This is a genomic window from Bartonella sp. AA1HLJMS (genome assembly GCF_042197445.1).
Lineage (GTDB): Bacteria > Pseudomonadota > Alphaproteobacteria > Rhizobiales > Rhizobiaceae > Bartonella.
The window spans coordinates 20,335-32,760 of the sequence record NZ_JBHIRW010000019.1; the positions used below are offsets into that span (position 1 = coordinate 20,335).

Consider the following 12,426-nt stretch of genomic DNA (forward strand, 5'->3'; position numbering starts at 1 on the left):
AAAAAAATCAAACAAGAAAAAGAATATATAAAAAACCTTCCACAAAGGCCCTTATTTCTTCTTACCGGCGATTGCCTTAGCCGGACCTTTACGTGTACGGGCATTCGTATGTGTACGCTGTCCTCGGACAGGCAAAGACCGGCGATGACGCAATCCTCGATAACAACCAAGATCCATCAAACGCTTAACATTCATAGCAACCTCACGACGAAGATCACCTTCAACTTGATACCCCTGATCTATTGCCTCACGAATCTGCAGCACCTCAGCATCTGAAAGCTCATGCACACGACGCCCCAAAGGAATGCCAACTCTTTCAATAATTTCTTGAGCAAATTTTGGTCCAATCCCGTGGATATATTGAAGCGCAATAATTACACGCTTATTTGTCGGGATATTGACGCCAGCAATACGAGCCACGCCTACTCTCCTTAGTTATTTTGACAAATTGTTATAAAATACCTGATATACCTTACAGAAAAAAATAGACTCAGAAAAAAATTCTTCCGAATCCTATTATTTCACTAAAATAAATTAAATTCACTTTTGATAGATTTCATCTCAAAAGTCAACTCTTTTCATTTATTTCTAAAAAAAATCTCATGAAAGAAACCCTCTAATCATACGTGTCACTTCAGCAACACCAATCATTCCATCAATAACCTTCAACATTCCCCTCTCTGAATAAAATTTTGATAAGGGAGCTGTTTTTTCACGATATTCTACTAATCTTTTTGCAAAAGCAACAGGATTGTCATCTAAACGAACCTGTCCACCAGTCGCTATTGTTTCCTCAACGCGCTTCTTCATACGTTCAATCAACACGTCTTCATCAACACACAATTCAATAACAGCATTAAGCCGCATATTTTTTGAATCCAGTATCTGTTGCAACGCTTCTGCTTGCCCCACAGTTCGCGGATATCCATCCAAAACAAAACCGTTTACACAATCAGCTTCATCAATCCGATCTGATACGATTTGATTAACAATACTATCAGGTACCAAAGTACCAGAACTTATAATAGCTTTAGCTTTTTTACCAATCTCCGTTTCTTTGGCAATCACCTCACGCAACATATCCCCTGTTGATAAATGAGGAATGTTATATTCCTCAGTCAACATTTTTGCTTGCGTACCTTTTCCCGCTCCAGGAGGACCTAAAAGAATAACTCTCATCGATTCCTTTTACCTCCACGAAGTTTTGATTTTTTTATCAACCCTTCATATTGATGGGCAACAAGATGCCCCTGAATTTGAGCAACCGTATCAAGTGTAACAGTAACAACAATCAACAAGGATGTTCCCCCAAGATAAAAAGGAACCTGTAATGCAGATATCATAAATTCAGGTAACAAACAAACCAAGATAATATAAAGTGCCCCCACAACAGTAATACGCGTCAAAACGTAATCAATATATTCGGCTGTACGCTCACCTGGACGAATCCCTGGAATAAAACCAGAATGTTTTTTCAACTGATCTGCAGTATCACTTGGATTAAACACAATAGCTGTATAAAAAAAGCAAAAAAACGCCATTAAAAATGCATAAACAATCATATAAAGTGGCTGTCCATGACCAAGAGCATAAGAAATCTCCTGAACCCATTGTGGCATTTTATCAGAAAAATTATTAATAGTGGCAGGTAATAATAATAAAGATGAAGCAAAAATAGGTGGGATAACACCAGCAGTATTCAACTTTAAAGGAAGATGCGACATATCTCCTTGAAACATTTGATTACCGACCTGACGTTTCGGGTATTGGATAAGAATTCGCCGTTGCGCACGCTCTATAAAAACAATAAGCCCAATAACCAAAACAGCAATAAGAACGATTCCTATTAAAAGAAAAGTTGATAAATCAGCCTGACTATGAGCTGTCAAAAGCTGAGCAAAAGTAGAAGGAAAGTTGGCTACAATCCCTGTAAAAATGATAAGAGAAACCCCATTACCAATACCACGTGACGTAATTTGCTCGCCAAGCCACATAAGAAACATCGTTCCGCCAACAAGCGTAATAACAGAAGAAATACGAAACATAAGACCTGGTTCTAAAACAATTTGAAGCCCCGACCCTATACCGCTTTCAAGCGCAACCGCAATACCAAAAGCTTGTAGAATTGCCAATACGACTGTTACATAACGCGTATATTGATTGATAATCTTACGACCTAAATCCCCTTCTTTTTTAAGAGTTTCCAAAGAAGGAATAATAGATGTTAACAATTGCACAATAATAGATGCCGATATATAAGGCATGATACCCAGCGCAAAAATAGCCATACGCCCAACGGCACCTCCAGCAAACATATTAAAGAGTCCTAATACACCCGACGCGTGATGTTCAAATGTTTGCCGCAAAGCATCGATATTGATACCTGGAAGAGAGATGTAAGTGCCAAAACGATATACAAGAAGCGCCAACAGAGTAAACCAGATGCGTTTCTTTAATTCAGTTGCACGCGAAAAGGTGCCGAAATTTATATTGGAAGCAAATTGCTCTGCTGCTGATGCCATAAAACGTCTCCACTTTACACTTCAGTTCTTCAAATCACAGAAGTATAATCCTAAAATTCATATATGCATACACAAACAAATGCAGAACTTAAACAATTCTCCACAAAAGACCCCACAAAACAGATATTATTCTTCTTTAGGTCTCTATTCATATTAAAAAATTATCGAGCAATATCAGGAAGAATAACCTGACCACCCACTTTTTCAATCTTAACACAAGCAGCTTGTGAAGCACCAGAAACATGAAAGGTAATCTTAGCCTTCAAATCACCATCAGAAAGAAGACGAACCCCATCTTTTTCACGACGAATAATACCAGCCTCTTTCAAAGAAACCATATCAACAGGCTTTTCAATATTCAACTTACCTGCATCAACTGCCAACTGAATACGTCCTAGTGAAACTTCATTGTAGGTTTTAGCAAAGAAATTCCTAAATCCACGTTTTGGCAAACGACGATAGATGGGCATTTGCCCACCTTCAAAACCATTAAGGGAAACACCAGAACGTGACTTTTGCCCTTTTACACCACGACCACCAGTCTTACCCGTACCGGAACCAATACCACGCCCAACACGCTTACGATTTTTTGTTGCGCCTTCGCAATCACGTAGTTCATTGAGTTTCATATCTAATACTCCCGCAACCCTTAACCTTCATCTATAACGCGAACAAGATGCCGAACCCGAGCAATCATACCCCGCACACAAAGTGTATCATCTAAAACGCGCCGACGACGCATTTTATTTAGTCCAAGCCCCTTTAAGGTTGCACGCTGAATCTGTGAGTTTCGAATAGGGCTTCCAATTTGTTCCACCGTCACAGTTTTACCACTCTGAGATTTTTTCTGAACCATTTCCTAATTCCTTTTCTGATAATCTCAGAAACTACCCTTCTAGGTCGACTAAATGGCGACGACGCGCCTGCAAAGTCGAATACTTTATACCACGTTGAGCAGCAATATCTCTAGGATGCATTTGATGTTTCAATGCATCAAATGTTGCACGAACCATGTTATAAGGATTCGACGATCCTAGTGATTTTGCAACGACATCCTGCATACCAAGAGCTTCAAAAATAGCACGCATCGGCCCCCCAGCAATAATACCAGTACCAGCAGAAGCCGAGCGTAGCAAAACACGCCCAGCTCCGTGACGACCTTCAAGATCATGATGCAATGTACGCCCAGACCGAAGTGGAACATAAATCATCCCACGCTTTGCAGATTCCGTTGCTTTACGAACGGCTTCTGGAACTTCACGGGCTTTACCATGTCCAAAACCCACACGCCCTTTTTGATCTCCAACGACAACAAGAGCAGCAAAACCAAAACGCCGACCACCCTTTACAACTTTAGCAACACGATTGATATGAACGAGCCTATCGACAAATTCATTATCGCGTTCTTCTCTCTCACCACGTTCTTTTTGTGCCATTCCTCATTCCTTTTTCTTTTCCGGAAGCACGATAACAAAGTCCCTCATCAAACTGGAAGAACTTAAACGAAATACTCTAAACTCTCCTTACTCATTCATAAATAAGAAATTTTAGAAATTCAAACCACCTTCACGAGCAGCTTCAGCTAAAGCCTTGACGCGACCATGGTACACATACGCTCCACGATCAAAAACCACCTCATTAACACCCGCTTTCTTCGCACGCTCAGCAATTAACTTACCAACAGCAAAGGCCGCCTTTTTATCAGCACCACTCTTTAACGATTTTTTCAAATCACTTTCAAGAGTAGAGGCTGAAACAAGTGTACATCCCCGCAAATCATCGATAACTTGAGCATAAATGTTCTGATTTGAACGATAAACACTAAGGCGAGGACGATCATGAGAAACCATTTTAATTCTACGACGAACGCGCCTTGCACGACGTTGGATAATGTCCTTAGATGAAACCATAATACAAAATCCTTATTTCTTTTTACCTTCTTTACGGAAGATACGTTCATCTGCATGCTTAACACCTTTACCTTTATAAGGCTCAGGCTTACGATACTCACGAATCTCCGCTGCAACTTGTCCAACTTGCTGTTTATCAATTCCAGAAACAACAATTTCCGTTGGCTTAGGAACAGTCACAGTAACACCCGACGGAACTTTATAAACCACATCATGCGAAAAGCCCAGAGATAGTTGAACATCCTTACCCTGCAAAGCAGCACGATAACCAACCCCATTAATCTCCAACCTCTTTTCAAAACCATCTTTCACACCACAAAAAATGTTCTCAATCATTGAGCGCGACATACCCCATTTAGAACGCGCATCTTTTGACTGATCCCGCGGCATAACTGATATGATATTTTCCTCAAGTTTGACTAAGACTTCATCATTGACGACGTAACTCAGCTCACCTTTTGGACCTTTTGCCTTAACCAGCTGACCTTCAACAGTAGCAGTAACTCCAGAAGGAATTGAAATGGGTTTCTTTCCAATACGAGACATTGTTCTAACCTACTTTTTTTTCCGTTTTCTTGACATAACTTAGAAAACACGACAAAGGAGTTCTCCACCAACATTCTGTTCACGCGCCTCATGATCTGCCATAACGCCTTTAGGAGTCGATAAAATCGAAATACCAAGGCCATTTGCCACCTGAGGAAGTGACTTAGCAGAAACATACACACGACGCCCTGGCTTTGATACACGTGAAATCTCACGAATAGCAGCCAGCCCTTCAAAATACTTCAATTCGATTTCAATCTCCGCTTTTCCATCACCTAAATCAATTTGATTATATCCGCGAATATAACCTTCCGACTGAAGAACATCAAGAACGTGCGCACGAAGCTTCGAAGCTGGAGTAACTACTTTACCTTTTTTACGACCAAGTGCATTACGAATACGTGTTAACATATCACCAAGAGGATCTGACATAGACATTAAATAATCTCCTCTTACCAACTAGACTTTACAATACCAGGAATATGGCCAATAGAGCCAAGCTCACGCAACGCAATTCGCGACATTTTTAATTTGCGATAATAAGCTCGCGGACGACCTGAAACCTCACAGCGATTACGAATACGAACTTTCGAAGAATTACGCGGCAACTCTGCCAACTGAACAGAAGCTTTAAAACGTTCTTCAAGAGAAACCTTCTGATCCATAACTATTGCTTTCAAACGTGCACGACGGGCAGCATAACGTTTTACCATCACCTCACGACGCTTATTTTTTTCAACGGCACTTACTTTGGCCATAATTTCACCTCACTACGTTTGCCGTTACGAACGAAAAGGAAAATTAAAAGCACGCAATAACTCACGAGCTTCATCATCCGTTTTTGCTGTCGTACAAACAATAATATCCATGCCCCAAATTTGATCAACTTTATCATAGTTGATTTCTGGAAACACAATGTGTTCTTTAATACCCATAGCAAAATTGCCACGACCATCAAAACTCTTTGGATTTAAACCACGAAAGTCACGAACCCGCGGAAGAGCAATCGTAACAAGACGATCTAAAAACTCAAACATACGATCTTTACGCAATGTAACTTTAGCTCCAAGAGGCATTCCTTCACGAACCTTAAAGGTTGCAATAGAATTACGTGCACGCGTAACAACAGCCTTCTGACCCGTTATTAGCCCCAAATCCTCAGCAGCAAGGGAAGGCTTCTTCGAATCAGCAGTTGCTTCACCTATCCCCATATTTATTACAACTTTATCAATCCGCGGAATTTGCATCGCATTTCTGTAATTAAACTTCTCTTGAAGCACTTTACGAATTACTTCAAAATAATGCGCTTTCATACGCGGTATTTGTCTTTCCTCAGCCATTAATCAACTCTCCCGAACGCTTGGCAAAACGCACCTTATTACCATCTGCATTCATACGAAAGCCTACACGTGTAGGCTTACCATCTTTAGGATCAGCAATCGCCAAATTAGACAGATGAATCGGAGCTTCTTTAGAAATAATTCCAGCTTCTTGCTTCTGCGTTTGACGTTGATGACGTTTAATCATATTAACCCCACGAACAAAAGCCTTGTTCTCTTTTGGACTAACCTTAATTACTTCACCACTACATCCTTTATCCTTACCGGACAAAACGACAACTTTATCACCTTTTCGAATCTTCTGCATAACATTCACTCCTTACAGAACTTCAGGAGCAAGCGAGATGATCTTCATATGATTCCTACCACGCAATTCGCGAGGAACAGGTCCAAAGATACGAGTGCCGATCGGCTCTTTTTTATTATCCACTAAAACCGCAGCATTACCATCAAAACGAATGACACTACCATCTGCGCGACGAATATCCTTAGCAGTACGAACCACAACAGCTTTCATAACATCACCTTTTTTAACACGGCCACGAGGAATTGCATCCTTAACCGAAACAACAATAATGTCACCGACCGAAGCATATTTTCGCTTTGAACCGCCTAACACTTTGATGCACATGACACGACGCGCTCCAGAATTATCAGCAACGTCGAGGTTTGTTTGCATCTGAATCATGACTGGCCACCTTCTCTTAATACATATATCCGATTGATCTTTTACACACTCGGATTTGCCTGCCAAATAACGATAAAGTTATCGTCTTCAAATTTATCAATGATAACCACACTGTTAAATTCTAAAACAATAAGCTTAACTCTTTACGCTACATTGTCTTTTACAACAATCCAACATTTATCTTTCGAAATTGGTCTAGATTCTTGAATAGAAACTTGATCCCCAATCTTGAATTGGTTGTTTTCGTCATGCGCTTTATAATTTTTAGACTGCCGAACAGTCTTCTTAAGAAGCGGATGAGAATAACGGCGTTCAACTTTGACAACAACAGTCTTATCACTTTTGTCGCTAATAACAACACCCTGCAAAACGCGTTTAGGCATCTCTTATTTCCTTAAACCTTACTTTCACTTATCTTTTGACGAAGAAAAGTTTTAATACGCGCAATATCACGACGAACTTGTCTAACGCGCGCTGTCTTTTCTAATTGACCTGTTGCTTTTTGAAAACGCAAATTAAATTGCTCTTTCTTTAACTTAGCCAATTCATCTTTCATTTGGTCGAGCGTTTGCGCCCGTAATTCTGTGGCTCTCATCGCTTAACCTCATTATTCAGCAATACGCTGGATGAAACGCGTTTTTATAGGCAACTTTGCAGCACCCAATCTTAGTGCTTCACGTGCAACATCCTCCGGAACTCCATCAAGCTCAAACATGACGCGCCCAGGAGCAACACGTGCAGCCCAATAATCAACACTTCCCTTACCTTTACCCATACGAACTTCAGTCGGTTTAGATGTAACCGGAAGATCTGGAAAAATGCGAATCCACACACGACCAGAACGCTTCATATAACGTGTAATCGCACGACGCGCCGCTTCAATTTGACGAGCAGTAACCCGCTCCGGCTCAACAGCCTTCAAACCGTAGGCACCGAAATTCAAATCCGTACCACCCTTCGCAAAACCGTGAATACGGCCTTTGAACTGTTTACGGAACTTTGTGCGCTTTGGCTGCAACATTGTTCTCTACTCCAAATTTTAGTTCAATCTCAAAAACTAAGCATTTTCGCGGCGACGATTCGATGAAGAACCAGATTGATCAGCTTCCGTAGCACGACGTTCTGAAGCCATCGGATCATGCTCAAGAATCTCACCCTTAAAGACCCAAACTTTAATACCACAAATACCATAAGCGGTCTTAGCTTCTGCTGTACCGTAATCAACATCAGAACGCAAGGTATGAAGTGGAACACGACCTTCACGATACCATTCCATACGAGCAATTTCAGCACCACCAAGACGGCCAGAACAATTGATACGAATACCTTCCGCACCAAGACGCATAGCAGACTGAACAGCACGCTTCATTGCACGACGAAAAGCAACACGACGCTCTAACTGTTGAGCAATTGATTGCGCAATAATTGTCGCATCAATCTCCGGTTTACGAATCTCCACAATATTCAATGAAGTTTCAGCATCCGTCATTTCTGAGAGCTTACGACGAAGCTTTTCGATATCAGCACCCTTTTTACCAATAATCAAACCAGGACGTGCAGAATGAATTGTAATACGACACTTTTTATGAGGACGCTCAATAACAACCTTAGAAATAGCCGCCTGTTTAAGCTCCTCAAGCACATATGAACGAATTTTCAAATCTTCATGAAGAAGGCGCCCATATTCACCACTATCAGCATACCAACGAGAGTCCCAAGTCCGATTAACACCAAGACGAAGTCCTATTGGATTGATCTTCTGCCCCATTACGCGGCCTCCACTTTTTCGGTAATTTCACGAACAATAACAGTAAGATGCGAAAATGGACGTTCAATTCTACTAGCACGCCCTCGACCACGAACATGAAAGCGCTTCATCACTATCGACTTACCAACATAAGCTTCCGCCACAACAAGCGAATCAATATCAAGATCGTGGTTATTTTCTGCATTTGCAATTGCTGATTCAAGCGTTTTTTTCACAGTAGCAGCAATACGCTTGCGTGAAAACATCAAATCAGCGAGCGCTACATTAACTCTTTTACCACGAATCATTGCAGCAACTAAATTAAGCTTCTGCGGACTAACACGAATTGTCCGCGTGACAGCTCTTGCTTCATTATCTTTAAGCTGGCGCGAAACTTTAGCTTTTCCCATTCCTACTTCCTCTTCGCTTTCTTATCGGCACCATGACCATAATAAGTCCGGGTAGGAGCGAACTCACCAAACTTATGCCCAACCATCTCTTCAGAAACAGAAACAGGAATATGCTTATTACCGTTGTAAACACCAAAAGTTAAACCAACAAATTGCGGTAAAATAGTAGAGCGACGACTCCATATTTTTATAACTTCGTTGCGCCCACTTGCACGTACCTTCTCTGCTTTACCAAGAAGATAGCCGTCAACAAACGGACCTTTCCACACTGAACGAACCACCTCAGACTACCTTTCTCATTTCTTGCGTTGATGACGCGTACGCATAATAAATTTATCAGTGGCTTTATTGGAGCGCGTACGCTTACCTTTCGTAGGTTTACCCCAGGGAGAAACTGGATGGCGCCCCCCCGATGTACGACCTTCACCACCACCGTGTGGATGATCAACGGGGTTCATAGCAACACCACGAACATGTGGACGTTTACCACGCCAACGTGACCGACCCGCCTTACCATCATTAATATTCCCATGATCAGGATTTGAAACAGCGCCAACAGTTGCAAAACAGCTACTCGGAACCAAACGCTGTTCACCAGAATTTAAACGAAGAATAGCCATACCATGATCTCGTCCAACCAACTGCGCATAAGCACCTGCTGAACGTGCAATCTGCCCTCCTTTTCCTGGCTTCATCTCAACATTATGAATAATTGTGCCTACAGGCATATTACCAAGAGGCATAGCATTACCTGGTTTAACATCCACATTTAAACCAGCCATAACAGAATCACCAACACCAAGACGCTGTGGCGCAAGAATATAACTCAATTGCCCATCCTCATAGCGGATTAAAGCAATAAAAGCGGTACGATTAGGATCGTATTCTAAACGCTCAACCTTTGCTGAAACATCACGTTTAAAACGCTTAAAGTCGACAAACCGATAACTACGTTTATGTCCACCACCCTGAAAACGAGCAGTAACACGACCGCGATTATTACGCCCACCCTTTGAAGACAAACCTTCAGTTAACATCTTTATAGGTTTTCCCTTATAAAGACAAGAACGTTCCACAATAACAAGCTGACGCTGCCCAGGTGTAGTTGGATTAAATTGCTTAAGTGCCATTATTCCTATCTCCGAGCCTCTTAAAGACCTGTCGAAACGTCGATAGTCTGACCACTGGCCAGAGTTACGATCGCTTTTTTGACATCACTCTGCCGACCAACTATACCTTTGAAACGCTTCACTTTACCCTTACGGACTATCGTGTTAACTGCTTTAACTTTTACGCTAAAAAGCGCTTCAACAGCAGCCTTAATCTCAGGCTTCGTCGCTTTCGGCGCGACATTAAAAGCAACTTGATTATATTCAGAAATCATAGTCGCCTTTTCAGTAATAACTGGACTAATAATTATATCATAATGGCGAAGATCTGTCATTTAAAACGCTCCTCAAGAGCCTCAACAGCTGCTTTTGATAAAACAAGTTTGCTGCGACGCAAAATATCATAAACATTAATTCCCTGAATAGGCAAAATGTCAATATTAGGGATATTAGAGGCTGCACGAAAAAAGTTAATATCAATCTCTTTACCACCAATCAAGAGAGCGTTATTAAATCCAAGCTTAGAAAAATGAGAAACAAGCATCCTCGTTTTAGCATCCTTAACAGCCAACTCATCCACAATAATCAAATCTTTTGCTTTTAATTTTGCAGATAAAGCAAGACGCAACCCAAGAGCACGAATTTTTTTAGGAAGATCATGCGCATGGCTGCGAACCACCGGTCCATGTGCCTTACCCCCACCTCTAAACTGCGGTGCACGTGCAGATGAATGTCGAGCACGCCCAGTTCCTTTCTGTTTAAACATTTTTGCCCCTGTTCGCGACACATCAGAACGACCTTGGGATTGATGACTTCCCTGCTGACGACGTGCAAGCTGCCAACGAACAACACGTTGCAAAATATCCTCACGCGGAACAAGATCAAAAATAGCTTCAGAAACCTTTAATTTGCCAGCTTCATTACCATCAAGAGTTTTAATTACAAGATCCATTATTAGGCTCCCTCAACCTCAGAGGTTTCCGTCACCGGAGTAACCATTTCCGCTTTCTCTTTCACAAGACGGCGAATACCAGCAGGCTTTGGAGCATTATCAGGAAGACGCTTCTTCACAGCATCCCGTATCAAAATCCAAGAACCTTTAGAACCAGAAACAGCACCACGCACTAAAATTAAACCACGCTCACTATCAGTGGAAATAACTTCAATATTCTGTGTTGTTACACGCACTTGCCCCATATGGCCAGCCATTTTTTTACCTTTAAAAACTTTACCAGGATCTTGGCACTGCCCTGTAGAACCATGAGCACGATGTGTAATCGAATTACCATGAGAAGCACGATGCCCACCAAAGTTATGTCGTTTCATAACACCAGCAAACCCCTTACCAATACTGGTACCAGTCACATCAACTCTTTGTCCTGGAACAAAATGTTCCACTGTAATCTCAGTACCAACATCAAGAAGATTGTCGGGACTCACACGAAACTCTGCTATTTTGGCTTTAGGCTCAACAGAAGCCTTAGCAAAATGTCCACGAAGAGCTTGTGAAGTATTCTTAACCTTAGCAAAGCCTACACCTAATTGAACAGCAGTATAACCATTCTTTTCAACTGTACGCTGAGCAACGACTTGACAATTCTCCAAACGAAGTACCGTCACCGGCACATGCTCACCAGCATCATTATAAATACGGGTCATGCCCAGCTTCTGTGCTATTACACCTGAACGCATCGGGTCTGTTCCTTCTGTCCTCAAACCTCAGAGCTTAATTTCTACATCCACACCAGCAGAAAGATCGAGCTTCATAAGCGCATCCACTGTTTGCGGCGTTGGATCAACAATGTCAAGAAGACGCTTATGTGTTCGCATCTCAAACTGCTCACGACTTTTCTTATCGATATGCGGTCCACGATTGACCGTAAACTTCTCAATCCGCGTCGGAAGCGGAATGGGACCACGGACATTTGCACCGGTACGTTTAGCAGTCGATACAATCTCACGCGTCGACGTATCAAGAATTCTATGATCAAACGCTTTCAAGCGAATGCGAATATTCTGACTGTTCATGCTCTTTATTTCCCTGTTATACAAAGTGCCTTCAATAATCAAAGCACTCAACAAGCATTATTTATTCAATGATCTTAGAGACGATACCGGCACCAACAGTACGACCACCTTCACGAATAGCAAAAC

The 12,426-nt window shown here is 41.7% G+C and carries 24 protein-coding genes and 1 pseudogene; all 25 read right to left on the minus strand.

From position 1 onward, the window contains the following. Positions 1–51 precede the first annotated feature (51 nt). On the minus strand, positions 52–420 hold the full coding sequence (gene rpsM, locus ACFIQE_RS06220) for a 30S ribosomal protein S13 (protein WP_026500557.1): 369 nt from the start codon (positions 418–420) through the stop codon (positions 52–54). Between the two features lie 180 nt (positions 421–600). Beyond that, on the minus strand, positions 601–1,179 hold the full coding sequence (locus ACFIQE_RS06225; RefSeq protein ID WP_375640515.1) for an adenylate kinase: 579 nt from the start codon (positions 1,177–1,179) through the stop codon (positions 601–603). Then, positions 1,176–2,522, minus strand: a complete 1,347-nt coding sequence (gene secY / locus ACFIQE_RS06230; RefSeq protein ID WP_375640520.1) for a preprotein translocase subunit SecY — start codon at positions 2,520–2,522, stop codon at positions 1,176–1,178. The genes ACFIQE_RS06225 and secY overlap by 4 nt, the downstream gene beginning before the upstream one ends. A 161-nt stretch (positions 2,523–2,683) precedes the next feature. Further along, the gene (gene rplO / locus ACFIQE_RS06235) at positions 2,684–3,151 is read right to left on the minus strand and encodes a 50S ribosomal protein L15 (RefSeq protein ID WP_375621435.1); all 468 of its coding nucleotides are present in this window, start codon (positions 3,149–3,151) and stop codon (positions 2,684–2,686) included. A 20-nt stretch (positions 3,152–3,171) separates the two neighbouring features. Beyond that, positions 3,172–3,378, minus strand: coding sequence for a 50S ribosomal protein L30 (rpmD, locus tag ACFIQE_RS06240; RefSeq protein ID WP_375611481.1), 207 nt, complete (start codon positions 3,376–3,378; stop codon positions 3,172–3,174). A 31-nt stretch (positions 3,379–3,409) separates the two neighbouring features. Next, entirely contained in the window at positions 3,410–3,958 is a 549-nt protein-coding gene (gene rpsE / locus ACFIQE_RS06245) for a 30S ribosomal protein S5 (RefSeq protein ID WP_015856574.1), read from the minus strand. Positions 3,959–4,069: 111 nt separating this feature from the next. After that, on the minus strand, positions 4,070–4,432 hold the full coding sequence (gene rplR, locus ACFIQE_RS06250) for a 50S ribosomal protein L18 (RefSeq protein ID WP_273791414.1): 363 nt from the start codon (positions 4,430–4,432) through the stop codon (positions 4,070–4,072). 12 nt (positions 4,433–4,444) lie between these two features. Further along, a complete protein-coding gene (gene rplF, locus ACFIQE_RS06255; protein WP_375621436.1) occupies positions 4,445–4,978 on the minus strand; it encodes a 50S ribosomal protein L6 in 534 nt (177 codons plus the stop codon). Positions 4,979–5,017: 39 nt separating this feature from the next. Next, on the minus strand, positions 5,018–5,416 hold the full coding sequence (gene rpsH / locus ACFIQE_RS06260) for a 30S ribosomal protein S8 (RefSeq protein WP_015856577.1): 399 nt from the start codon (positions 5,414–5,416) through the stop codon (positions 5,018–5,020). A 14-nt stretch (positions 5,417–5,430) separates the two neighbouring features. Beyond that, positions 5,431–5,736, minus strand: coding sequence for a 30S ribosomal protein S14 (rpsN, locus tag ACFIQE_RS06265; RefSeq protein ID WP_005773283.1), 306 nt, complete (start codon positions 5,734–5,736; stop codon positions 5,431–5,433). A 24-nt stretch (positions 5,737–5,760) separates the two neighbouring features. Continuing rightward, a complete protein-coding gene (gene rplE / locus ACFIQE_RS06270; protein WP_375611477.1) occupies positions 5,761–6,318 on the minus strand; it encodes a 50S ribosomal protein L5 in 558 nt (185 codons plus the stop codon). Beyond that, positions 6,311–6,625: a 50S ribosomal protein L24 gene (rplX, locus tag ACFIQE_RS06275; protein ID WP_375645808.1), complete on the minus strand. Its 315-nt coding sequence runs from the start codon at positions 6,623–6,625 to the stop codon at positions 6,311–6,313. The genes rplE and rplX overlap by 8 nt, the downstream gene beginning before the upstream one ends. A 12-nt stretch (positions 6,626–6,637) precedes the next feature. After that, the gene (gene rplN / locus ACFIQE_RS06280; protein WP_004859184.1) at positions 6,638–7,006 is read right to left on the minus strand and encodes a 50S ribosomal protein L14; all 369 of its coding nucleotides are present in this window, start codon (positions 7,004–7,006) and stop codon (positions 6,638–6,640) included. A 143-nt stretch (positions 7,007–7,149) separates the two neighbouring features. After that, positions 7,150–7,389 carry a 30S ribosomal protein S17 gene (gene rpsQ, locus ACFIQE_RS06285; protein WP_012231991.1) on the minus strand — a complete coding sequence of 80 codons (240 nt, stop codon included), beginning with the start codon at positions 7,387–7,389 and terminating at the stop codon, positions 7,150–7,152. 11 nt (positions 7,390–7,400) lie between these two features. Next, the gene (rpmC, locus tag ACFIQE_RS06290) at positions 7,401–7,601 is read right to left on the minus strand and encodes a 50S ribosomal protein L29 (RefSeq protein ID WP_375606714.1); all 201 of its coding nucleotides are present in this window, start codon (positions 7,599–7,601) and stop codon (positions 7,401–7,403) included. Between the two features lie 12 nt (positions 7,602–7,613). Then, the gene (gene rplP, locus ACFIQE_RS06295) at positions 7,614–8,027 is read right to left on the minus strand and encodes a 50S ribosomal protein L16 (protein ID WP_375611475.1); all 414 of its coding nucleotides are present in this window, start codon (positions 8,025–8,027) and stop codon (positions 7,614–7,616) included. Positions 8,028–8,063: 36 nt separating this feature from the next. Next, positions 8,064–8,774, minus strand: a complete 711-nt coding sequence (gene rpsC / locus ACFIQE_RS06300; protein WP_273791408.1) for a 30S ribosomal protein S3 — start codon at positions 8,772–8,774, stop codon at positions 8,064–8,066. Beyond that, entirely contained in the window at positions 8,774–9,163 is a 390-nt protein-coding gene (gene rplV, locus ACFIQE_RS06305) for a 50S ribosomal protein L22 (protein WP_375621437.1), read from the minus strand. Before rplV ends, rpsC begins: the two co-directional genes overlap by 1 nt. 2 nt (positions 9,164–9,165) lie before the next feature. Further along, positions 9,166–9,444 (minus strand): 30S ribosomal protein S19, encoded by a 279-nt coding sequence (gene rpsS / locus ACFIQE_RS06310; protein ID WP_004855734.1) that lies wholly within the window; start codon positions 9,442–9,444, stop codon positions 9,166–9,168. A gap of 15 nt (positions 9,445–9,459) precedes the next feature. After that, the gene (rplB, locus tag ACFIQE_RS06315) at positions 9,460–10,293 is read right to left on the minus strand and encodes a 50S ribosomal protein L2 (protein ID WP_375621438.1); all 834 of its coding nucleotides are present in this window, start codon (positions 10,291–10,293) and stop codon (positions 9,460–9,462) included. A gap of 20 nt (positions 10,294–10,313) precedes the next feature. After that, a complete protein-coding gene (locus ACFIQE_RS06320; RefSeq protein ID WP_375606718.1) occupies positions 10,314–10,607 on the minus strand; it encodes a 50S ribosomal protein L23 in 294 nt (97 codons plus the stop codon). After that, complete coding sequence (gene rplD / locus ACFIQE_RS06325; protein ID WP_375630107.1) at positions 10,604–11,224, minus strand: 50S ribosomal protein L4; 621 nt, start codon at positions 11,222–11,224, stop codon at positions 10,604–10,606. Before rplD ends, ACFIQE_RS06320 begins: the two co-directional genes overlap by 4 nt. A gap of 2 nt (positions 11,225–11,226) precedes the next feature. Then, complete coding sequence (gene rplC, locus ACFIQE_RS06330; protein WP_273791404.1) at positions 11,227–11,964, minus strand: 50S ribosomal protein L3; 738 nt, start codon at positions 11,962–11,964, stop codon at positions 11,227–11,229. A gap of 27 nt (positions 11,965–11,991) precedes the next feature. After that, positions 11,992–12,300: a 30S ribosomal protein S10 gene (rpsJ, locus tag ACFIQE_RS06335; RefSeq protein ID WP_005773267.1), complete on the minus strand. Its 309-nt coding sequence runs from the start codon at positions 12,298–12,300 to the stop codon at positions 11,992–11,994. Positions 12,301–12,361: 61 nt separating this feature from the next. Then, positions 12,362–12,426 (minus strand): annotated as a pseudogene (locus ACFIQE_RS06340) (elongation factor Tu); the annotation flags it as partial.